This window comes from Streptomyces sp. IBSNAI002, from assembly GCF_052244475.1.
Taxonomy (GTDB): domain Bacteria; phylum Actinomycetota; class Actinomycetes; order Streptomycetales; family Streptomycetaceae; genus Streptomyces.
Map to the genome: position 1 here is coordinate 7,606,032 of NZ_JBQPXG010000002.1, position 20,836 is coordinate 7,626,867.

Genomic DNA, 20,836 nt, shown 5'->3' on the forward strand with positions numbered 1-20,836 from the left:
GCGCGGAAGTTCGGCTCAATAGGCCCTCTTGTAATGGACATGCCGTTGATTCACCATGACCCGCGCACATCACGCACATCACGCACCCTCTTCCCGCACAACCTGCACACGGCGTACGAGGAGACAACACGTGGCTCAACGCAACAGGCGTTCCTTACGCGCGGCGCTCGCCGCCCTCACCTCGATCCTGCTCCTACCCCTCGGCGCGGGCGTCGCCGCGGCCGCGCCCGAACCCGGTCCCACCCCCGGTGCGGCCGAACGCAAGATCGAACCCAGGCTCCGCGCCCAGCTCGACGGCTCCGACAAGGCCGCCTTCTGGGTCTACCTCGACAGCGCCGCCGACCTCACCGCCGCGGGCCGGCAGAAGACCCGCGCCGCCAAGGCCGAGACCGTGCTCCGGACCAAGAAGGAACACGCCGCGCGCAGCCAGGCCGACGTGGTCAAGGCCCTCGAAGGCGCGAAGGCCGAGTACACCTCGTACTGGATCGTGAACGCCGTCCGCGTCGTCGGCACCGAGAAGCTCGCCGGCTCCCTCGCACAGCGCCCCGAGGTGTCCCGGATCGCCGCCGACGACAAGGTCGAGCTGCCCAAGCCCGCCGAGGGCAAGCGGGAGCAGGCCCTCGCCGACGCCGTCGAGTGGAACATCGACCGCATCAAGGCCCCGCAGGTCTGGGAGCAGGCCGGAGTGCGCGGCGAGGGCATCGTCGTCGCCAACATCGACAGCGGAGTGGACTACACCCACCCCGCCGTGAACGGCCAGTACCGCGGCAAGAACGCCGACGGCAGCTACAGCCACGCCTACAACTGGTTCGACCCCGCCGGGATCTGCGCCGCGGCCGCGCCGTGCGACAACAACGACCACGGCACCCACACCATGGGCACGATGGTCGGCGACGACGGCGGTGCCAACAAGATCGGTGTCGCCCCGGGCGCCAAGTGGATCGCCGCCAAGGGCTGCGAGTCCAACTCCTGCTCCGAGGCCTCGCTGCTCGCCTCCGGCCAGTGGATCGTCGCCCCGACCGACGCGAACGGCCAGAACCCGCGGCCCGACCTCGCCCCGCACGTCGTCAACAACTCCTGGGGCGGCCCGGGCGGCGACACCTGGTACCAGGAGATCGTCGACACCTGGCGGGCCGCCGGCATCTTCCCGGCCTTCTCCAACGGCAACTCCGGACCCGGCTGCTCCACCAGCGGCTCACCCGGTGACTACGCGAGCTCCTACAGCTCCGGCGCCTTCGACATCAACAACGCGATCGCGTCGTTCTCCTCGCGCGGCGCCGCCGCGGGCGGCCTCATCAAGCCGAACATCGCCGCCCCGGGCGTGAACGTACGCTCCTCCGTCCCCGGCGGCGCCTACGAGGCCTTCTCCGGCACCTCGATGGCCTCGCCGCACACCGCGGCCACCGTGGCCCTGCTCTGGTCCGCCGCGCCCGCCCTCGAAGGCGACGTCGCGCAGACCGAAGCACTGCTCGACGGCACCGCCGAGGACACCGACAGCGCCCAGTGCGGCGGCAGCGCCGCCGACAACAACGTCTTCGGCGAGGGCAGGCTCGACGCCCTCGCTGCCCTGAACGCCGCCCCGCGCGGCGCGATCGGCGCGCTCGCCGGCACCGTCCGCTCCGACGGCGCGCCGGTCGCGGGCGCCACGGTCACCGCAGACGGGCCCATCGACCGTACGACGACCACCGCCGCCGACGGCACCTACCGGTTCGCCGCACTCTCGGTCGGCGACTACGGCCTGACCGCCGCCAAGTTCGGCTACGGACCGCAGACCGCCACGGCCACGGTCACCGAGAACTCCACGGCCACCGGCGACTTCAGCCTGGTCCAGGCCGCTTCCGGCAAGCTCACCGGTACGGTCACCGCGGCCTCCGGACCCGCGGCGGGCGCCTCCGTCACCATCGCGGACACCCCCGTGACCGTGACCGCCGACGCGCAGGGCCGCTTCGAGGTCACCCTGCCCCACGGCACCTACGAGGTGCGGGCCACCCACCCGTCCCGCTGCGTCACCGGCGGCTCCGCCCAGGCCGCCGTCGCGGGCGACACCACCGTCACGGTGAACCTGCCCGAGCGCACCGACGGCTACGGCTACGCCTGCGCCACCACGACCGACCGCCCGTACACCGAGGGCAGCCGGCAGCTCGCGCTGACCGGCGACAACACCACCGAGCGCGTCGACCTGCCCTTCCCGCTGCCGCTGTACGGCAAGACGTACGGGCAGGCCTGGATCGGCACCAACGGCACCGTCAGCTTCGGCGGCAACAACACCGCCGACATCAACGGCGACCTGCCCAGCACCGCCACCCCGAACGCCGCCCTCTACCCGTTCTGGGACGACCTGGTCGTCGGCGCGGCGGGCAGCGGATCCGGTGTCTTCACCGCGGTCACGGGCACCGCCCCGCACCGCAGCTACGTCATCGAATGGCGCCAGGTCTCCCACTGGTCGGCGCAGGCCGACACGTTCTCGTTCTCGGCGTCCATCGGAGAGGACGGCAGCGTCTCCTACGCCTACAAGGGCACCGGCGGCACCGGCATCAAGGGCGGCTCCACGGCCACGGTCGGCGTGGAGAACGCCACCGGCACCGATGCCTTCAAGTACTCCTTCAACACGGCGGTCATCACCGACGGCCTGGGCATCGCCTTCCGCACCACGAAGAGCGGCGTGGTCGCCGGCCGGGTGCTCGACGCCAACGACGGCAACGGCGTCGCGGGCGCCACGGTGACCGTCGGCACCGGCGACTCGGCCGTCTCCGCCACCACGGCGGCGGACGGCGGCTACGTGGTCCAGAGCCCGTCGGGCTCGCGGGCCGTCGCCCTGTCCGCGCCGCAGTACGAGTCCGGGCAGGCGACCGTCGACGTCAAGGCGGCCGACGTGACCACGGTGACGCAGTCGCTTCGCACCGGCCGGGTGACTCCGTCCAAGGCCGCCGTGGAGGTGGTCCTCCAGGCGAACCAGCAGCGGACCCGGACCCTGGACCTGACCAACCCGGGCCTCGGTACGGCCTTCACGGTGACCGAGGACGCGGCCTGGCTGATGGCCACGCCGGGGACCGGGAACCTCCCGACGGGCGCCAAGGCCCCGGTCACCCTCGCGGTGGACACGAAGGGACTCACCCCGGGGACGGTCCTGACCGCCGACCTGAAGATCACCTCGGCCAGCGGCCGCACGCCGGTCCTGACCGTCCCGGTCAAGGTCGTCGTACCGCGCTACCAGGTCGCCCTGGACGCGGGCTCCGACTCCGCGGGCACGGACGTCCTGGGCGACGCCTGGTCCCCGGACCGCAAGTACACGGCGGGATCGTACGGCTACCAGGGCAGCAGCTCCGCCCGCAGCACCAGCCGCACCATCGCCGGCACGCAGGACCAGCGGCTGTTCCGCAACGCCCGTGAGGGCATGTACGAGTACCGCTTCGACAACGTGCCGAACGGCACCTACACGGTGGAGCTGGGCTTCGCCGAGCTCTCCTCCACCCGGCCCAACAAGCGCGTCTTCGACGTCCTGGCCGAGGGCCAGCAGGTCCTGCCCTCCCTGGACATCGCGCTGGAGGCGGGCACGTACACGGCCCTGACCCGTACGTACACGGTCAAGGTGACGGACGGGGTGCTCAACCTCCGCTTCGTCACGCACAGCGGATTCGGCAAGCCGCTGCTCAACAGCCTGCGGGTGACCGACCGGCCCGACCAGAGCTGACCGCACCATGAGCGGGGCGGGGCGCTCCAGGGCGCCCCGCCCTCCGCGGCGCATTCGGGTGGGGGACGGCCGACTCCGCACCGCCGCGCCCGGGAAGCCGTACCGGCCTCGCTAGCGTGAACGACCATGCAGCTCCTGAGCGACCAGGCCGACGACATCCGGGCCCTCGTGGGCTCCGCGGACCCAGGGGCGGTCTGGGCGGTCGGCGGTCCCGACGGCGTCCACGCGGCCTCGCACCCCTGCGACGGCACGGCCTTCGACGTCGGCGCCCTCGCCGCCGTCCTCGCCCTCTGGCCCGTCCTCGGCAGCCTCGTCGACGAAGGCGCGCTCCGGCTGCACACCCCGCTCTCCGCCTACGGGGACGAGGCCGCCGCCGGGACACCCGCCGGCACCACCGCCCACCACCTGCTCACCCACGCCGACGGGACCGCCGTCCTCACCCGTCTCGCCGAGCACCTCTCGGGCGGCCCGCTCGCCGAACTCGCCACGACCCGGGTCTGGCACCCGCTGGGCATGACCGGCACCCGGTTCGCCGACGCCGCCGCCGCCCTGTACGCGCCGCTCGCCGACCTCGTCCGCTTCCTGAGCCACCTGACGGCCCCCGCGGACACGGACGGCCCGACGGCGACGGGCATCACCCGCGCCTGGACGGCCGAGTCCCTGCGCATCCGCACCGGTGAACTGACCCCCGCCCGCGGACTCCTGTGGCATCCGGCCCCGCACGGCGTCTGGGCCCACACCGCCCCGGCCGTCACCGGCCCGGCCCTGTGGGTCTGCCCGGGCCGCCACCGCTGGGCGCTGATCCTGCCGGCCTTCCCGCCCGGACGGCCCACCACCCTCCGCTCCGCCTTCCGGGACGCCGTCTTCGCCCTGGCCCCTCCCCGGCGCTCGGAGCGCGGGGTCCGCGGGAGCGACGTACGGTGAAGCCGATGTCACCGCCGCTGACCACGCGAGGACCCCATGCCCGACGCCGTGACCTCCACGTTCGACGCCGCGGACGCCGACCTGCTCGACGACCTGTGCCGCGAACTCGCCGAGGCCGCCGACGCGGTCGGTGAGGCCGCCGGATACGCCTCCGGGCTGGCCCTCGGCGCCCGCCTGCCCGCCGCCGCCCTCACCCGGGGCGGCCTTCGCCGGCACGGCTGGCGCACGCTGCTGCGGACCCTCAGCGACCCGGCCGGCCTCGGCTGGGCGCCGCGCGGCCGGGGCATCGGAGCGCGGGCCGGGCGGCTGGCGGGGGCGCTGACGGGCCGTGAGAGCCTCGCCGTCAGCGTCGCCGTCTGCGGGCTCAGGGCCCGGATCAGGGCCGCGAAGGCCCGTCGGCCCGAGCTCCTGGGGGATCCCGGCGCCGCGGCGGTCCTCGCGGCCGCCGCGCAAGGCCGCCAGGCCCAGGCCGTAGCCCTGTTCCGGCGGATCGTGCGCGACCGGGGCGCAGAGCACGCCTTCTCGCTGCTGACCCCGGCCTTCGCCGACATCCTGGCCTGGCACGCGCTGACCGACGCCAACCCGTTCAACGACCACGCGGGCTGGCAGGTCGCCACGGGCCGGGCCGTGCCCGCCGCTCCGCTCCTCGGACTGGGCGCGGCCCTCCTCGCGTTCTGCGACCGGGGCCCCGGTCTGCCCGCCGGCGGCGCCCCCGGAGCGGGGGCCGACGGGGACACGGCGCCCCCGGAGCCGGGGCCGCCGCCCCGACGGCTCCGCGCGGTCCAGCCGATCGGACCGGATCCGTACCGGCACTCGAACCGGCCCGGCAGCCTGCGCGGCCACGCCGCCGCACTCCGCTCCCACGCGGTACGGCTGCGCACGGCGACGGCCGCGCCCGCCTGGCGGGTCCCGGACGACGACGCCCTGCGGGCCGAGGTCGCCACCCTGGCCTGCCGCTGCGCCACCGCGGCGAACGGCTTCACACTGGCGGCGGCCCAGCTCGGCGAGGAGCGCCTGCCGGGCTGAACCGCCGGGCGGCCAGGGGGCCGTGCGGCTAGAGCACCAGGGACAGCAGCAGGACGAAGCCCAGTCCGACCACCGAGATGATGGTCTCCATCACCGACCAGGTCTTCAGGGTCTGCCCGACGGTCATCCCGAAGTACTCCTTGACCAGCCAGAACCCGGCGTCGTTGACATGGCTGAAGAACAGCGAGCCCGCCCCGATCGCCAGGACCAGCAGCGCGGTCTCGGTGGTGGACATGCCCGCGGCGACCGGGGCCACCAGGCCGGCCGCCGAGATCGTCGCCACCGTCGCGGAGCCCGTGGCGAGGCGGATGGCCACGGCGATCAGCCAGGCCAGCAGGAGGGTCGGGATGGCCCAGTTCTCCGACAGGTCCAGGATCATCTGGCCCACGCCCACGTCGATCAGCGTCTGCTTGAAGCCGCCGCCCGCGCCGACGATCAGCAGGATGCCGGCGATCGGAGCCAGCGACTTCTCGACCGTGGAGGACAGCCGCTCCCGGGTGAACCCGGCCGCCCGGCCGAGGGTGAACATGCCCACCAGGACCGCCGCGAGCAGGGCGATCAGCGGGGAGCCCGCGACGTCCGTGACGCGCTGCACCGCGTTGGCCGGGTCGTTGACCACGATGTCGACCAGGGCCTTGACCAGCATCAGCACCACCGGCAGCAGCACGGTGAAGACGGTCGCGCCGAACCGCGGGCGGTGTTCCAGATCGGCGGAGGGCCGCTGCGGAATCATGTGCTCCGGTGCCGGGATGTCCACCCACCGTGCCGCGTACCGGGCGAACAGCGGACCGGCGATGATCACGGTGGGTATCGCCACGAGGACACCCAGGCCGAGGGTGACGCCCAGGTTCGCGTGGAGCGCGTCGATGGCGACGAGCGGCCCGGGGTGCGGCGGGATCAGCCCGTGCATCACGGACAGGCCGGCCAGCGCCGGGATGCCGATCCGCATCAGGGAGTAGTTGCCCCGCTTGGCCACCAGCAGCACCACCGGGATCAGCAGCACGATGCCGACCTCGAAGAAGAGCGGCAGTCCGATCACCGAGGCGATCAGCACCATGGCCCACGGCATGGCCCGGCCTTTGGCCCTGGCCAGGATCGTGTCGACGATCTCGTCCGCGCCACCGGAGTCCGCCAGCAGTTTTCCGAGGATCGCACCGAGGGCGATGAGGACGCCCACGCCCGCGACCGTCGAGCCGAGCCCGGCGGTGAAGCTGGTGATCGTCTTGCCCAACGGCGCGCCCGCGAACACCCCGAGGGCGAGCGAGCCGACCGTCAGCGCCAGGAAGGCGTGCAGCTTGAGGCGGGTGATGAGCAGGACGATGACGGCGATGCCCGCGAGCACGGCGATGCCCAGCTGGGTGTTCCCGGCCGAGGTGATCGGTCCGGTGCCTGCCGCCGCCAGTGTCTCGACGCTGAGACCGGTCACGGTGACGTTCCTTCGTTAGTTCTCGGGTGTTTCGTCAGTTCTTGGGGGTCGGGAGCCGGCGCAGGGCGGCCAGGGCCCGTTCGGTGATCTCTTCGGGGGAGCCGGACACGTCCACGGCGAGGCCGAGTTCGTCCTCCTGGAGGGGCTCCAGGGTGGCGAACTGCGAATCCAGCAGCACGGTCGGCATGAAGTGGCCGGTGCGGGCCGCCATCCGGTGCTCGATCAGCGGGCGTTCACCGGTCAGGTGGACGAAGACCGCCCCGGGGGCCGCGGCGCGCAGCCGGTCGCGGTAGGAGCGCTTGAGCGACGAGGCCGCGACGAGGCCCCCGTCGCGCCCGGCCCGGGCGCCGATCCAGTCGCCGATGGCGTCGAGCCAGGGCCGGCGGTCGGCGTCGTCCAGCGGGATGCCGGCCGACATCTTGTCGACGTTGGCCGGCGGATGGAACGCGTCGCCCTCCGCGTACGGAAGGGCCAGGGCCTCCGCGAGCAGCCGGCCCACGGTCGTCTTGCCCGTACCGGCCACGCCCATCACCACAATGACGCGCTGGGAGCTCACGTCGTACCTCGCTGTCCTCGTCGACATCGGTCCGTGCGGGCACCACTGAAGCCCATTAAGTAGTACTTATTCAAGGGGTGGCCGGTAAAACATCGCATCTTTTGTTCGCCGGGGCGTCACCGTACGCTTACGCCCATGACCACCGAAGGCAGTCCTGGACCGGGACAGGGGCTCCACTCCCACGTACTGGACACCCTCGGGCTCGCGATCACGGCAGGGGAGTACCCGCCCGGCAGCGTGCTGCGCACGGACGAGATCGCCGGGCGTTTCGACGCCTCCCGCACCGTGGTGCGCGAGGTCGTCCGGGTACTGGAGTCCATGAGCCTGGTCGAGTCCCGTCGGCGGGTCGGAGTCACCGTGCGGCCCACCGAGGAGTGGAACGTCTACGACCCCCGGGTCATCCGCTGGCGGCTGGCCGGCACCGACCGGCCCCGGCAGCTGCGCTCCCTGACCGTGCTGCGGTCAGCGATCGAGCCGGTCGCGGCCGGGCTCGCGGCGGCCAGGGCCACGCCCGAGCAGTGCGCCGAGCTGACCGAGGCGGCCCTCGGCATGGTCCGCACCTCGCGCGGCCACCAGCTCGACGGCTACCTGCGCCACGACATCGCCTTCCACCGCGTCGTGCTGAACGCCTCCGGCAACGAGATGTTCGCCCGCCTCGGCGACGTCGTCGCCGAAGTGCTGACCGGGCGCACCGAGCACGCGGTGATGTTCCACGATCCCGATCCGGCGGCCGTCACCCTGCACGTACAGGTGGCCGAGGCCGTCCGGGAGGGCGACGCGGCGCGCGCCGAAGCCCTGACCCGGCAGATCGCCGTCGGCGCCCTCGAGGAGCTGGACGTCCTGGCGCCCTAGGGGCGGCCCCGGCAGACCTCAGCCGGGGGACAATGGCGCTGAGCAGCACAGGAACATGGAGACGCCGGGCCCACGTGGTGGCCGGCAGGAGAAACGGAGCCCCGATGGACGTGCAGCACTTCGAGCGGATCACCGCCTTCATCGAGGCGCGGCTCACCCCGCTGTTCGACGCGGAGACGGGCAGCGAGTACGGCTTCGGCATGGACGACACCTCCCGCGCGCTGCGGGCGCTGCGCAACTCCGTGCTCGAAGCGTCCGCGATCAAGGGCCTCATCACGCAGCGGGAGTCGGCCGACGCGGCCATGCGGCGCGTCATCGACCAGTCGGTGGAGCACAACTGGGACGTGCTGCGCGGGATCGCCCGCCAGTGGGAGGACCACGCGGACTTCCGCCACGAGTTCAAGCACCACGCGTGGGAACTCGACCACCACCCCGTCGTCGTGGAGGGCTGACCCCCTCGGGCCCCGCCATGCCCGCATCGCGGCGGGCATGGCGGCCGGCGCGGCGGAGGGGTCATCCCGCCTGGGGACCGAGCCCGCGTCCCGCCAGGGACGCTCGCAGGCGCGCCGCCGCCCGCGCCGCCTCCCGGGGCGACGGGGACAGCACGCCGTTCTCGGTCATCAGGGCGTGGAACTGCTGCTGTTCGTACGGCACTCCGGGCGGCAGCGCGGCGATGTGCCAGTGGAGGTGCGCGTTTCCCTGCCGGCTCCCCAGGGAGTAGAGGTAGGTCCGCTCGGACTCGTAGACCTCCTCGACCGCGAGGGCGACGTCCCGCACGACCAGCATGAGCCGGGTGTACGCCGCCGGGTCGAGGTCGCGGACGGCGTGCTCGACGTGCGCCTTCGGTGCCACCAGGACCTTGCCCGGGAGCGTGGGCCAGCGGTCGAGGAAGGCCACGTGGTGCTCGTCCTCGAAGACCGTCTCGTGCGGATAGTCCGGGTGCCCGGCAAGGAACGCGCAGACGAAGCACGGCCCGCTGCGCGTCCGCTCGACGTAGGCCCCGAGGTCCATGGCCCCGAGATCCAGGGCGCCGGGCTCCATGGCCTCGCGGTCCACGAGGCGCCCTACTCCGCCGTCTTGCGCGGGGTCGTCTGCTGGACCGCCCAGCCGTTGCCGTCGGGGTCGGAGAAGTAGACGAAGGAGCCCCAGGGCAGGTCCTGGATCTCCGTGACCTCGATACCGCGGCCGCGCAGGTCCTCGTACGCCTCCTCGATGTCGGTGACGACGACCTGCATGTTGTCCAGCGATCCCGGGGTCATCCGGGTCAGGCCCTTGCCGATCGCGATCGAGCATGCCGAGCCGGGCGGGGTCAGCTGTACGAAGCGGACGTCCTCGCTGACGGTGTGGTCGTGGTCGGCGTTGAAGCCAAGCTTCTCGTAGAAGGCTTTGGCCCGGTCGACATCGGTGACGGGCACGGCGACCAGCTCAAGTTTGATGTCCATACCGGCATCATGCTCCAGAGGGGGTCGTCGCGCCGCCCGGTGCCACGTCGGCGGGCGTGTCCGAGGTCGCGAACTGGGTGCGGTACAGCTCCTCGTACCGGCCGCCCGCCGCCAGCAGTTCGGTGTGCGTGCCGCGTTCCACGACCCGGCCGCCCTCGACCACCAGGATCAGATCGGCGGCCTGCACGGTCGACAGCCGGTGCGCGATCACCACCGCGGTCCGGCCCGCCAGGGCCTCGCCCAGTGCCTCCTGCACCGCCGCCTCCGAGGTCGAGTCCAGGTGCGCGGTCGCCTCGTCGAGGATGACCACCCGCTGGCGGGCCAGCAGCAGCCGTGCGATGGTCAGCCGTTGCCGCTCCCCGCCCGACAGGCGGTAGCCGCGCTCCCCGACGACCGTGTCCAGCCCGTCCGGCAGAGAGGCGACGAGGCCGTCCAGACGGGAGCGGCGCAGTGCCTCCCAGACCTCCTCCTCGGAGGCTTCCGGCCGGGCCAGCAGCAGGTTGGCGCGCACCGACTCGTGGAAGAGGTGCCCGTCCTGGGTGACCATGCCGAGCGTCTCGCGGATCGAGTCGGCCGTGAGGTCCCGTACGTCGACCCCGCCGATGCGGACCGTGCCCGCGTCGGCGTCGTACAGCCGGGGCAGCAGCTGGGCGATCGTCGACTTGCCGGCGCCCGAGGAGCCGACCAGGGCGATCATCCGGCCGGGTTCGGCGCGGAACGAGACCTCGTGCAGGACCCGCGTACCGCCCCGGGCGTCGAGGGTGGCGACCTCCTCCAGGGAGGCGAGCGAGACCTTGTCGGGGGACGGGTAGGCGAAGGAGACCCCGTCGAACTCCACGGCCACCGGCCCCTCCGGCACGGTACGGGCGTCCGGCTTCTGCGAGATGAGCGGCTTCAGGTCGAGGATCTCGAAGACCCGCTCGAAGCTCACCAGCGCGCTCATCACCTCGACGCGGGCCCCGGCGAGCGAGGTCAGCGGCGCGTACAGCCGGGTCAGCAGCAGGGCGAGGGCCACGACGGAGCCGGCGTCCAGGGTCCCGCGCAGGGCGTAGTACCCGCCCAGCCCGTAGACGAGGGCGAGGGCCAGGGCCGAGACCAGGGTGAGGGCGGTGATGAAGGCGGACTGGGCCATCGCCGTGCGGATCCCGATGTCCCGCACCCGCGCGGCCCGGGCCGCGAACTCCGCGGACTCGTCGGCGGGCCGGCCGAACAGTTTGACCAGCGTCGCGCCGGGCGCGGAGAACCGCTCGGTCATCTGCGTGCCCATCGCCGCGTCCAGCGTCGCGGCCTCCCGCTGCATGGCCGCCATCCGCACTCCCATCCGGCGGGCCGGCAGCACGAACACCGGCAGCAGTACGAGCGCCAGCAGCGTGATCTGCCAGGAGATGCTGAGCATCACGACGAGGGTCAGCAGCAGGGTCACGGTGTTGGAGACGACCCCGGACAGGGTGTTGCTGAACGCCCGCTGGGCGCCGATCACATCGTTGTTGAGACGGCTGACCAGGGCCCCGGTCCGGGTCCGGGTGAAGAAGGCGACCGGCATCCGCTGCACGTGGTCGAAGACCGCCGTCCGCAGGTCGAGGATCAGCCCCTCGCCGAGGGTGGCGGAGAGCCGGCGGGTCAGCAGCGCCAGGCCCGCCTCGGCCACCGCGATCAGCGCGATGAGCAGGGCGAGCCGGGTGACGGCACCGCTGTCCCGGCCGCCCACGATGGCGTCGACGATCCGGCTGGCGAGCACCGGGGTCGCCACCGCGAGCAGCGCCGTGACGATGCTGAGCAGCAGGAAGAGGATGAGCCCGCGGCGGTGCGGGCGGGCGAAGGAGGCGACCCGGCGCAGGCTCGCCCGGGATACGGGGCGGCGGTCCTGCTGGGCGTTGATCGCACTGTGCAGCGAGGTCCAGGCGGTGACTTCCATGTCCATGTCCGGAACGTTATGACCTCAACCTAAGTCGAGGTCAAGCGTGCTGGCCCTGCGCTCCGACGGGCGTCAACTCCGGCTCGAGCGAGGGAATTTCACGACCCCCGGCCACTGTCGGTGCCCGGTGTCATCATCGGTCCATGACGCAGGGACCCGAGTCCGTACGCTCCGGCACACATCCCACCGACACCGTCCTGCACCGCTTCGAGCGGTGGGCCCGCGACGCCCCCGACGCACCCGCCCTCGTCGCGGGCCCGGACAGCCTCACCTACGGGCAGCTGGACGCGCGGGCCGGCCGGCTCGCGCGCCGCCTGCTCGCCGAGGGCCTCGCCCCGGGCGCGCGCGTGGCCGTCGGCACCGTCCGCCAGGCCGAGCTGGTCGTCGCCCTCCTCGCCGTCCTCAAGGCCGGCGGTGTCTACGCCGTCGTCGACGCCGAGGACCCGCGCACCGGGCGGCGCCAGCTCGCCGGCGCCGGGCCCGATGTCCTGCTCACCCGTGCCGCCCACCAGGCAGCCCTGGACGGCGGAACCGGCCTGCGGGTGATCCGGTTCGGCGGGGAGGCGGACGGCGCGGCCGACCGGTCCGACGGGGCGCCCGGGCAGTCCGACGGGGCTCCCGGGCTCCCGGGGGCGGGCCTTCCGGGGCCCGGCCGTACCGCGGCGGTCCTGTTCACCGGGGCCGCCGAGCCGCGCGCCGTCCCCGTGGGCCAGGGCCTGCTGCTCGCCGCCTACGAGGGCTGGGCTGAGGCCGTCCGGCCGACCCCGCGGGACCGGCACCTGATCACGGCCCGCCCGGACGTCACCGCCTTCGCCGCGGGCTGGACCCGGGCCCTGTGCTCGGGCGGCGCGCTCGTCCTCCCCGCACGCGCCCCCTGGAAGGGCGAGGAGATCGCGGAGGCGGTCCGGAACGAGCAGGTCACCGTGCTCCACGCGGGCCCCGGCGACGCGGCCCACCTGCTGGCCCCCTCGGCGACGCCGCCGCGCCCACCCGTCCCGCAGCCCCGCCGGGCGGCGGGCGCGGACCTCCCGTCGCTGCGGCTGCTCGCGTTCTCCGGCGACCGGCTCCACCTCGACGACATGGCCGCCCTGCACACCGTGCTCCGGCCCGGCGTGCGGGTGCTGAACGTGTACGGAACCGCCGAGACCGCCGGCGCCGGCACCTGGTTCGAACTCCCGCAGCTGCCGGGCCCGCTCGACGGCCCCGAGGAGCGCTCCCTGCTCGGCACCCCCTTCGCCGGATGCCGGGCCGAGCTGCGGAACGGGGAGATACACCTCACGCCGCCCGGCGGCGGGGACCCGGTGCCCACCGGGGACCTCGGACTGCTCCGCGAGGACGGACTCCTGGAGTTCCGGGGCCGGCTCCGCGACCGGATCGCCCTGCCCGGCCGTTCGCTCGATCCGCACCCCGTCGAATCCGTGATCCGCGGCCACGAGGGCATCGGCGCGGTGATCGTCAACGGCGTGGACGGCGCCCGCGGCCCGCGCAGGCTCATCGCCTACGCGGCACCGCTGCCCGGAGCGCCCGCGTGGCCCCCGGGCCGAGGGCTGCCGGACGTCGAGGAGCTGCGCGAGCACCTGGCGGGGAAACTGCCCCGGGAGGACATCCCGCTCCGGGTGGTCGCGCTGCACGCCCTGCCGCGCACCAGGGGCGGCCAGGAGGACCGGGCCGCCCTGCCCCTGCCGATCCTGCGCGCCCCCGCGGCGCGGCCCGCCGGGAGCAAGTCCGCCCGGCCGGCAGCCGCTCCGGTCGGGCCGTTCCCCAGTCTCTGGGCCGCGGGCTGCGGGGGCCTGGCGGTGGGCTTCGTCGGCCTGATCCTCACCAAGGTCTTCTGGCCGGGATCGACGGACCTCAGCGGCGTACCGCAGCCCTGGGCGTTCCTCTTCTTCCTGCTCTACCTCGTCGAGTGCGTGTCCTTCGGCACCGGCCTGGTCTTCCTGCTCGGCGGCCGCGCCCGGATGCCGCGCCGGGGACGCGGCCGCAGGCTCACCTCCGCCGCGCATCTGGCGGTGGCCTACCTGCTGATGGCGTGGTGGCCGCAGGACAACTTCTACCGGCTCGCGGCCAAACAGGACTGGCCGAGGCAGGCCGCGCTCGTCTACACCTTCAACATCCCCCTGATGATCGCGGCGGCCGTCGTCGCCGCCTACGTCGTCGCCAAACCGCCGAACCCCTTCGACTTCGACGACTGACCGGGTGCCCGGGCCGCCGACGGCCCGGGCCCGCCTACGGACCCGGCTCTCGCGGGCCGAACAGCCCTCCGCCCGCCCTGGCCCCGGCCCGGACCAGTGCCTCGGCCGCGTCCAGCGTCCCCGCGTCGTGCGCGGCCACCAGGAAGCCCAGCCACGGCGCGGGCTCGAAGGCGGCCGTCGGGATCGCCGGGACGAACACCGCGCCCAGCCCGGCGCACTCCCGCGCCAGCCCCGTGCACAGCTCGTCCAGCTGGGGCCCGGGCAGCCGCGCGCCGAGCTCCACCCGGTCGGCGATCCGTACGAGGTGCCCGGCGCCCCGCAGCTCGTCGAGCCGGGCCGCCACCATGAAGGCGATGGACGGCCCGGTCAGGCGCAGATTGGTCTCGGTCGGCGCGAGCCGCCCCTCGCCGGCGGTCACGAAGTCCACGTCGAACCAGCCCCGGTAGCCGCCGGCCGCCAGCTCCCGGCCCACTGCCGCACCGAAGGCACCGAGCGGCTTCTCCGCCCACGCGGGCACCACCCCCGGCCCCACCGTGGCCCCCGCGTAGCAGCCGTCCCGTACGTCCATCACCGCCCCGCCGACCTCGTGCACCCGGCCGTCGGCGGCCACGAACCCGTCGTACGTGAGGTCGCGCGGCCCCTCGTCCCCCGCCGGGCCGTGCACGTACTCCTCCACCAGCAGCGGCCCGCGCGGCAGCCGTCGCAGCAGCGCGCGCGCCCCGCCCGCCGCCCGGAGCTGCCCGGGCGTGACCACCGTGGTGCCCGAACCCCCGACCCCGTGCTCCGACTTGAGCACGCTGCTGCTGCCCGCCCCGGCCCGCGCGGACAGCAGCCGGGCCGCCGCCCACCGGGTGGCGGGCCGCCACTGCGCGGGCAGCCAGACGTCCGGATGCCCGCCCTCCGCCAGGATCCGGCCGAACAGCCCGTGCGCCGCCGACTTCGACTCGTACCGCAGCTCCGCCGGCTCCCAGGCCCGCCCGGCCAGCAGCCCGAACGGCCGGGTCAGCCCCCACGGTACGAGCGGCAGCCCGGTCCCGGTCAGCCGCGCGGCGAGCGCCGGCCGCTCCCGTACGCGATCCAGCAGCCCCGGACCCCGCTCGACCAGACCGTCGTACACCTCCACCCCGGTCCAGCCCAGCTGGCGGCAGACCAGCTCGGTCCAGCCCCGCGGCACCGCCCGGGGCAGCACCAGGGCAGCCGGGCGGGGACTGTAGAAGGCGGCCAGGCAGGCGTAGTGGTGCGCGGCCGCCTGCTCCCGGTCCAAGGTGGCGTCGGCGAACTGGGCGTTGAACTCGGCCACGTTGCCCAGGTGAACGGCCTTCCGGCCGCCGGTCCAGGCCCGCGCCCAGGCGGCGAGCGGGGCGGGGGACACCTCGAAGCGCACCAGCCCGTCGGGGCCGCCCGGCGCTGCCACCGCCCCCATCGCCCGGTAGAAGCCGGCCGCGTGCGGATCGGAGTCGACCACCAGCCGGCGCACCCCCAGCTCCGCCGCCCGGCGCAGTACGTCCCGGTACAGCAGCTGTCCCACGCCCCGCCCGATGGCCCGCGGCTCCACGAACAGCAGCCCCAGCGAGGCGAGCGGGGCGGACCCGTCGAGGGAGGCCAGCCCGAGCACCGCCCCCGCGTCGTCCTCGGCCACGACGATCCGGCGGGACGTCACGTCAGCGGGGCGGATCCGCAGTTCCGCGGCCCAGGCGGCGAGGGCTTCCGGCGGGTACCCCCAGTACGCCTTCGACCGCATCACCAGCCCCGTCAGGGCCTGTGCCTCGGCCGCCCGCGCGCCCCTGACCTTTGCCAATTGCTGACCTCCCCATGGTCCGCGCCGGGGCCGTGCGATAGATTCGGCCAGCCCACGGCACATCATTTCCCACCTACGCGGAGACAGGCTTCTCAATGAGCGACATCATCAACGGACTTGGCCGCACCAGCGCGTACGGCGCCCTCGGCCTCGTGCTGCTGATCCTCGGCATAGTCCTCGTGGACGTGCTGACGCCCGGGAAGCTCCCCAAGCAGATCTGGGAGGAGCGCAACCGCAACGCGGCCCTCTTCCTCAGCTCCGCGCTCCTCGGTATCGGCGGCATCGTGTTCACCTCGATCTGGACCACCTACGAGGACTTCGGCAAGGGCCTGCTGTCGACCGCGGCCTTCGGCCTGCTCGGCCTGATCCTGATGGCCGTGGCCTTCCTGGTGCTCGACCTGGTGACCCCGGGCAAGCTCGGCGCGATCGTCGTCGACCCGGAGCCCCACCCGGCGGTCTGGGTCTCCTCGGCCTGCAACCTGGCCGTGGCCGCGATCGTGGCCGCCTCGATCGCCTGACGCCGGTACGGAAGAGAGCGCCGCTCCCGGTGGGGAGCGGCGCTCTCTTCCGTCTACGCCAGTCCCAGTGCGAACACCGCGAACCCCGCCGCCAGCAGCCCCGCCACGGTCCGGCGGACCGCCGGGGCCGTGCGCCCCTCCCGCGCCGGACCCTCGAACCGCTTCGCGTAGCGGGCGATGACGACCAGCAGCACCGCGAACACCGGCATCCACGCCAGCCGCGCCACGATCCACCCCGGGCTGTCCGGCGCCGTCGTCAGCCCCGGCAGCCCACCCAGGAACGAACCGGGAACGGCCGCGGCCAGCATGGCCGTCTGGTGCCAGCACAGGATCGTCATGGCACACAGGTTGACCACGACCACCGGGGCCCACAGGGCGGGCCGGGCCAGCAGCCTGGCCAGCCGGTCGCGGAGCAGGATCGCGGCGCCCGACTGGGCCGCGGCCAGGGCCAGTACGAGCAGCGAGGGCGGGTGCGAGTTGGTGCGCGCCTCACCCGGCACGCCGACCATCGACGGCGGGTAGTGGAAGACCACCAGCAGCGCCGCGAACAGCAGCGTCCCGCCCACCAGCAGCAGCCGGCCCCCGCGCCGCCCGATCCGCCCCTCACCCCAGCCGACACCGAGCTGGTAGGCGAACAGCCAGCCCGGCAGGATGTTGAGCAGCGACACCCAGCCCGGAACCGAGCCGGCGAGCGGGCCGTAGCGCAGGAAGTCCACCACGGCGACCGAGACGAGCAGCGGAGCCGCCGCCCAGCCGCCGAGCCGGCCCGCGGCCCGCACGCAGTACGGGGTCAGTGCGGTGATCACCACGTACACGCCGACGAACCACAACGGCTGGATCACCAGCGTCGCCCCGGTCCGCAGCGTCGCCTCCGGCACCCCGGCCGCGTACAGCACGGGCGCGGCCAGCGCCCACACCGCCGTGACCCCGAGCACCGGCCGTCCCAGCCGGACGATCCGCCCCTTCAGCCACGCACCGGCCGAGCCGGTGCGGCGGCGGAAGGACAGCGCCGAGGCGTAGCCGCCGACCAGGAAGAAGATGCCGAGCATCTGGAGGACCCAGCTCGCGGGGGCCAGCCCGCCGAACGCCGACAGCGGACTGGCGTTGTGCAGGCCGCCGTCGGCGTCCAGGGTGAACCCGCCGAGCAGCCAGTGGCCCGTCGGCACGGCCAGCAGTGCCAGGGCGCGCAGTCCGTCGACCGCCCGGTCGCGATGGGCCGGTGTCCGCCGATCGATCCGCTCCGCGCTCCGCTTCAGCAGGGTGAGCGTGCCCCGCGCCGTCATCGGAGCTCTCCCGCCGCGATCGCGGCGAACGCCGCCAGGGACTGGGTGCCGGGTACGAAGTAGCCGGTGTGGCCCCGCACATCGGAGGCGGGGACCCGGCGGGCGCCGAAGGCCGCGGAGGTGGGGTCGGCGCCGTGGCCGATCCCGCCGAGCTCGACGTTCGGCACGTCGGCGATCCAGTCGGAGGGGCCGCGGGCCGCCCATACCCGGGCGCCGGTGTGCAGTCCGGCCGCGGTGGCGGCGCGCATGCCGGGGGAGCCGAAGGCCACGATGTCGGTGGCGTCCGTGTGCCGGGCCGCCAGCCCGCAGACCACGGAGCCGTAGCTGTGGCAGAACAGCACCGGGTCGGGTGCGCCGACCGCGTCCAGCCCCGCCGTGAAACGGGCCAGGCGGACCGCCCCCGCCTCCGCCAGCCGGCCGTCGGCGGCGTCCAGGCCGACCCCGACCGGGGTGGTGTAGCCGGTCCACGCGATGACCGCGGTGGACGCGCCCGCCGCCGCACGCAGCGCCCGGGCCATCCCGGCCGGGCCGCTGTCGGCCCCCCGCCGCGCGTCGTGACGGGTGGCGTCGTTGTCCGATCCCGGCACGATCACCGAGACGTGCGCCGCCCGCTCCAGGTCCCCGAACACCTCGGCGACCTGGCCCCGGCCGCGCGGGTCGAAGGCCAGGATCCGCCGGTCCGGCGCGCCGAGCGAGGCGTAGCGGGCCTCACCCGTCGCGGCGATGGCGATGCGGTTGGCCTCGTACCGCAGGGGGAGCGGAGCCCCGTCCAGGTTCCCGACCACCAGCGGGTGGGACCGGACGAGTTCCCGCCGCGCGGCCCCGTCCAGCCCGGCGAAGAACCGGGCCACCTCGTGCGGCGTCGCGGTCGCCGGATCGGGCAGCGCCCGGCCGGACACCGTGTCGGCCCGCCAGGCGGCGGTGCCGGGCGGCGGCCCGGTGACCGCCCGCTGACTGTCGCCGGAGGCCCACCCCGCGGTCCCCCCGACGACGGCGACCGCCAGCGCGGCCGAGACCATCGTCCTTCCGAAGCGGCGCATGCCCCTTCTCCTCTCCTCGTGACGAGGTGGAAGGTAGGAAGGAGGTACCGGACCGTACGTCGGACCGTGGAGCCAAGTCGGATGTCATACCCCGGTAGGGGGTGGAGGAGAAGCCGCCGCGTTCAGCCGGAGTCGCCCGGCCGCACCACGCCCGCCTCGTACGCGAAGATCACCGCCTGGGCCCGGTCGCGCAGGCCGAGCTTGGCCAGCACCCGCCCGATGTGCGTCTTGACCGTCTGCTCCGCGAGCACCAGATGGCCCGCGATCTCCTGGTTCGACAGCCCGCGCGCGATGAGTTCCAGCACCTCGGTCTCCCGGGGGGTGAGGCCGTTCAGCCGCAGCGCCGGATCCTTGCGCGGCGCCGGCCGCTGCTGCACGAAGTCGGCGATCAGCCGCCGCGTCACCGAGGGCGCCAGCAGCGCCTCGCCCGACGCGACGACCCGTACGGCGGCGATCAGGTCGGCCGGGGGCGCGTCCTTCAGCAGGAATCCGGAGGCGCCCGCGCGCAGCGCCTCGTACACGTAGTCGTCGATGTCGAAGGTGGTCAGCATCAGCACCTTCGGCCGGTGCACCACTCCGGGCGGCGGCTCGAGGAGCTCCCGGGCCGCCGTGAGCCCGTCCATCTCCGGCATCCGCACGTCCATCAGCACCACGTCGGGGTGCGTGGAGCGGGAGACCTGCACCCCCTGCCGGCCGTCGGGCGCCTCGCCCACCACGTCGATGTCGGCCTGCGCCGACAGCAGTGCGGCGAAGCCGGCCCGCACCATGGCCTGGTCGTCGACGATGATCACACGGATGGTCAACTGGGGTCCTCGTCAGGGGTGTTCAGGGGCAGGTGGGCGGCGACCCGGAAGCCGCCGTCGGGCAGCGGACCGGTGTCCAGCGTCCCGCCGGTCAACCGTACGCGCTCCCGCATCCCCACCAGGCCGTGCCCCGTGCCCGAACTCTCCAGCGCCACCACGTCGTCCGGGGCCGGGCCGTTGACCACGAGCACCAGGACCTCGTCCTCGTCGACGGTCACCGAGACCCGGGCCGCGGCCCCGGGCGCGTGCCGGACCACGTTGGCGAGCGCCTCCTGCACGATCCGGTACGCCGACAGGTCCACGGCCGGCGGGGCCGCCCCGGCCGCGCCGGCGGCCAGCGACAACTCCACCGGCTGCCCGGCCCGTACGGTCGCCTCCACCAGCTGCTGGATCCGGTCGATCCCCGGCTGCGGGGCCTTCTCTCCCTCGGCGCGCTCCGTACCGTCCCCGCGCAGCACGGTCAGCAGCCGGCGCATCTCGCCCAGCGACTCCCGGGCGCTGGCCGCGATCGCCGCGAACTCCTCCCGCACCGGTTCGGGCATGCCCGGCAGCCGGTACGGCGCGGAATCCGCCTGCACGGTGATCACCGACATGTGGTGGGCCACCACGTCGTGCAACTCCCGGGCGATGCGGGTCCGTTCCTCCAGCAGCGTGCGCCGGGCCCGCTCCGCGTCGCTGATGCTCTCCTGCTCGGCGATCCGCTGCTGTGCGTCGCCCAGTCCGCGCAGCGCGCCCGCCAGCGCCAGCACCACCCCGCCGAGCACGAACATCAGCGCGGCGGTGTTCATCGAGCCCGTCGGCTGGAAGAAGCCCAGAGCCGCCCCGACCGCCCCGGTGGCCAGCCACACCCCGACCAGGGTCCGGGTGGACTCGCGCAGCCCCAGGCACGCCATCAGCAGCAGGTAGCCGACGATGACCATCGGCGGCCACGGCCAGACCTGCGAGCCCACCCGTTCGGCGTGGAGCAGCAGCACCGCGCCGAGGGTGTCGGCGAACAGGACCACGGCCCAGGCGTGCACGGGCCGCGTCACGGCGAGCAGCAGCGGCACGGTCTGCGCCACGCCCAGTGCGCCCGCCCAGCCGCCGTTCAGCCCGTAGTCGTTGGCCAGGACGGTGATGGTCACCGGCAGCAGGGTCACCGCGAAGACGCCGACCACGGCGAACGGCAGCATCCGCTGCCAGGCCCGGGGCGCCTGTGCGAACAGGGGCTGCGCGGCCCGGGCGGGCGAGCGCAGCACCACGGCCAGCTGCGCCAGCGCCCCGGGCACCCGGGGGCGCGGGGAGGACGGCGGGACGGTACGGCCGCGTGCGCGGGTCCGCCGCGGCAGCCGGATGCGGGCTTTGTCGCTCATGATCGGGCCAGCCTATGC

17 protein-coding genes are annotated in these 20,836 nt (G+C 74.2%); 7 read left to right on the top strand and 10 right to left on the bottom strand.

Features of this window, described 5'->3' with window-relative positions; translation table 11 throughout:
* The first annotated feature begins 130 nt into the window (after window positions 1-130).
* The 3 genes from ACTVZO_RS35305 to ACTVZO_RS35315 all read left to right on the top strand — a co-directional run bounded on the left by ACTVZO_RS35305 (window position 131) and on the right by ACTVZO_RS35315 (window position 5,641).
* Complete coding sequence (locus tag ACTVZO_RS35305; RefSeq protein ID WP_443302212.1) at window positions 131-3,691, top strand: S8 family serine peptidase; 3,561 nt, start codon at window positions 131-133, stop codon at window positions 3,689-3,691.
* Between the two features lie 126 nt (window positions 3,692-3,817).
* A complete protein-coding gene (locus ACTVZO_RS35310; RefSeq protein ID WP_443302213.1) occupies window positions 3,818-4,615 on the top strand; it encodes a serine hydrolase in 798 nt (265 codons plus the stop codon).
* A gap of 36 nt (window positions 4,616-4,651) precedes the next feature.
* On the top strand, window positions 4,652-5,641 hold the full coding sequence (locus ACTVZO_RS35315; protein WP_443302214.1) for a hypothetical protein: 990 nt from the start codon (window positions 4,652-4,654) through the stop codon (window positions 5,639-5,641).
* Window positions 5,642-5,669: 28 nt separating this feature from the next.
* Here ACTVZO_RS35315 and ACTVZO_RS35320 read toward each other — a convergent pair whose 3' ends face one another.
* Together ACTVZO_RS35320 and ACTVZO_RS35325 are read right to left on the bottom strand one after the other, a co-directional pair.
* Window positions 5,670-7,067, bottom strand: coding sequence for a GntT/GntP/DsdX family permease (locus ACTVZO_RS35320; RefSeq protein WP_443302215.1), 1,398 nt, complete (start codon window positions 7,065-7,067; stop codon window positions 5,670-5,672).
* Between the two features lie 34 nt (window positions 7,068-7,101).
* Window positions 7,102-7,650: a gluconokinase gene (locus tag ACTVZO_RS35325; RefSeq protein WP_443302216.1), complete on the bottom strand. Its 549-nt coding sequence runs from the start codon at window positions 7,648-7,650 to the stop codon at window positions 7,102-7,104.
* 108 nt (window positions 7,651-7,758) lie between these two features.
* Here ACTVZO_RS35325 and ACTVZO_RS35330 point away from each other — a divergent pair, with 108 nt between their 5' ends.
* Window positions 7,759-8,475, top strand: a complete 717-nt coding sequence (locus ACTVZO_RS35330) for a FadR/GntR family transcriptional regulator (protein WP_384217732.1) — start codon at window positions 7,759-7,761, stop codon at window positions 8,473-8,475.
* Window positions 8,476-8,579: 104 nt separating this feature from the next.
* Complete coding sequence (locus ACTVZO_RS35335; protein WP_443302217.1) at window positions 8,580-8,927, top strand: hypothetical protein; 348 nt, start codon at window positions 8,580-8,582, stop codon at window positions 8,925-8,927.
* 61 nt (window positions 8,928-8,988) lie between these two features.
* Here the strand turns inward: ACTVZO_RS35335 and ACTVZO_RS35340 are convergent, their stop codons facing one another.
* Genes ACTVZO_RS35340 through ACTVZO_RS35350 form a run of 3 tightly spaced genes read right to left on the bottom strand, consistent with a single transcriptional unit; the run spans window position 8,989 to window position 11,838 of the window.
* Window positions 8,989-9,531, bottom strand: coding sequence for an HIT family protein (locus ACTVZO_RS35340; RefSeq protein ID WP_443302218.1), 543 nt, complete (start codon window positions 9,529-9,531; stop codon window positions 8,989-8,991).
* A gap of 8 nt (window positions 9,532-9,539) precedes the next feature.
* Window positions 9,540-9,917: a glyoxalase superfamily protein gene (locus ACTVZO_RS35345; protein ID WP_443302219.1), complete on the bottom strand. Its 378-nt coding sequence runs from the start codon at window positions 9,915-9,917 to the stop codon at window positions 9,540-9,542.
* A gap of 7 nt (window positions 9,918-9,924) precedes the next feature.
* Window positions 9,925-11,838, bottom strand: a complete 1,914-nt coding sequence (locus ACTVZO_RS35350; protein WP_443302220.1) for an ABC transporter ATP-binding protein — start codon at window positions 11,836-11,838, stop codon at window positions 9,925-9,927.
* A gap of 137 nt (window positions 11,839-11,975) precedes the next feature.
* Between ACTVZO_RS35350 and ACTVZO_RS35355 the strand changes: the two genes are divergently transcribed.
* The gene (locus ACTVZO_RS35355; RefSeq protein ID WP_443302221.1) at window positions 11,976-14,024 is read left to right on the top strand and encodes an AMP-binding protein; all 2,049 of its coding nucleotides are present in this window, start codon (window positions 11,976-11,978) and stop codon (window positions 14,022-14,024) included.
* Between the two features lie 34 nt (window positions 14,025-14,058).
* Here ACTVZO_RS35355 and ACTVZO_RS35360 read toward each other — a convergent pair whose 3' ends face one another.
* Window positions 14,059-15,822, bottom strand: a complete 1,764-nt coding sequence (locus ACTVZO_RS35360) for a GNAT family N-acetyltransferase (RefSeq protein WP_443302222.1) — start codon at window positions 15,820-15,822, stop codon at window positions 14,059-14,061.
* A 95-nt stretch (window positions 15,823-15,917) separates the two neighbouring features.
* Here ACTVZO_RS35360 and ACTVZO_RS35365 point away from each other — a divergent pair, with 95 nt between their 5' ends.
* Window positions 15,918-16,340, top strand: a complete 423-nt coding sequence (locus tag ACTVZO_RS35365; RefSeq protein WP_384217716.1) for a DUF350 domain-containing protein — start codon at window positions 15,918-15,920, stop codon at window positions 16,338-16,340.
* 53 nt (window positions 16,341-16,393) lie between these two features.
* On the opposite strand, the gene ACTVZO_RS35370 is transcribed toward ACTVZO_RS35365, so the two are convergent.
* The 4 genes from ACTVZO_RS35370 to ACTVZO_RS35385 form a co-directional block, all read right to left on the bottom strand.
* The gene (locus ACTVZO_RS35370; RefSeq protein WP_443302223.1) at window positions 16,394-17,623 is read right to left on the bottom strand and encodes an acyltransferase family protein; all 1,230 of its coding nucleotides are present in this window, start codon (window positions 17,621-17,623) and stop codon (window positions 16,394-16,396) included.
* Window positions 17,620-18,663, bottom strand: coding sequence for an alpha/beta hydrolase (locus tag ACTVZO_RS35375; protein WP_443302224.1), 1,044 nt, complete (start codon window positions 18,661-18,663; stop codon window positions 17,620-17,622). The genes ACTVZO_RS35370 and ACTVZO_RS35375 overlap by 4 nt, the downstream gene beginning before the upstream one ends.
* 122 nt (window positions 18,664-18,785) lie before the next feature.
* Window positions 18,786-19,466 carry a response regulator gene (locus ACTVZO_RS35380; protein WP_443302225.1) on the bottom strand — a complete coding sequence of 227 codons (681 nt, stop codon included), beginning with the start codon at window positions 19,464-19,466 and terminating at the stop codon, window positions 18,786-18,788.
* Window positions 19,463-20,818 carry a histidine kinase gene (locus ACTVZO_RS35385; RefSeq protein ID WP_443302226.1) on the bottom strand — a complete coding sequence of 452 codons (1,356 nt, stop codon included), beginning with the start codon at window positions 20,816-20,818 and terminating at the stop codon, window positions 19,463-19,465. Before ACTVZO_RS35385 ends, ACTVZO_RS35380 begins: the two co-directional genes overlap by 4 nt.
* Between the last annotated feature and the right edge of the window lie 18 nt (window positions 20,819-20,836).

Bases quoted from the DNA above. Each gene is read 5' to 3' on its own strand.
- ACTVZO_RS35350 (WP_443302220.1), bottom strand. From the start codon at position 11,838: ATGGACATGGAAGTCACCGCCTGGACCTCGCTGCACAGTGCGATCAAC.
- ACTVZO_RS35315 (WP_443302214.1), top strand. From the start codon at position 4,652: ATGCCCGACGCCGTGACCTCCACGTTCGACGCCGCGGACGCCGACCTG.
- ACTVZO_RS35370 (WP_443302223.1), bottom strand. From the start codon at position 17,623: ATGACGGCGCGGGGCACGCTCACCCTGCTGAAGCGGAGCGCGGAGCGG.
- ACTVZO_RS35310 (WP_443302213.1), top strand. From the start codon at position 3,818: ATGCAGCTCCTGAGCGACCAGGCCGACGACATCCGGGCCCTCGTGGGC.
- ACTVZO_RS35365 (WP_384217716.1), top strand. From the start codon at position 15,918: ATGAGCGACATCATCAACGGACTTGGCCGCACCAGCGCGTACGGCGCC.
- ACTVZO_RS35355 (WP_443302221.1), top strand. From the start codon at position 11,976: ATGACGCAGGGACCCGAGTCCGTACGCTCCGGCACACATCCCACCGAC.
- ACTVZO_RS35385 (WP_443302226.1), bottom strand. From the start codon at position 20,818: ATGAGCGACAAAGCCCGCATCCGGCTGCCGCGGCGGACCCGCGCACGC.
- ACTVZO_RS35335 (WP_443302217.1), top strand. From the start codon at position 8,580: ATGGACGTGCAGCACTTCGAGCGGATCACCGCCTTCATCGAGGCGCGG.
- ACTVZO_RS35345 (WP_443302219.1), bottom strand. From the start codon at position 9,917: ATGGACATCAAACTTGAGCTGGTCGCCGTGCCCGTCACCGATGTCGAC.
- ACTVZO_RS35330 (WP_384217732.1), top strand. From the start codon at position 7,759: ATGACCACCGAAGGCAGTCCTGGACCGGGACAGGGGCTCCACTCCCAC.
- ACTVZO_RS35375 (WP_443302224.1), bottom strand. From the start codon at position 18,663: ATGCGCCGCTTCGGAAGGACGATGGTCTCGGCCGCGCTGGCGGTCGCC.
- ACTVZO_RS35325 (WP_443302216.1), bottom strand. From the start codon at position 7,650: ATGTCGACGAGGACAGCGAGGTACGACGTGAGCTCCCAGCGCGTCATT.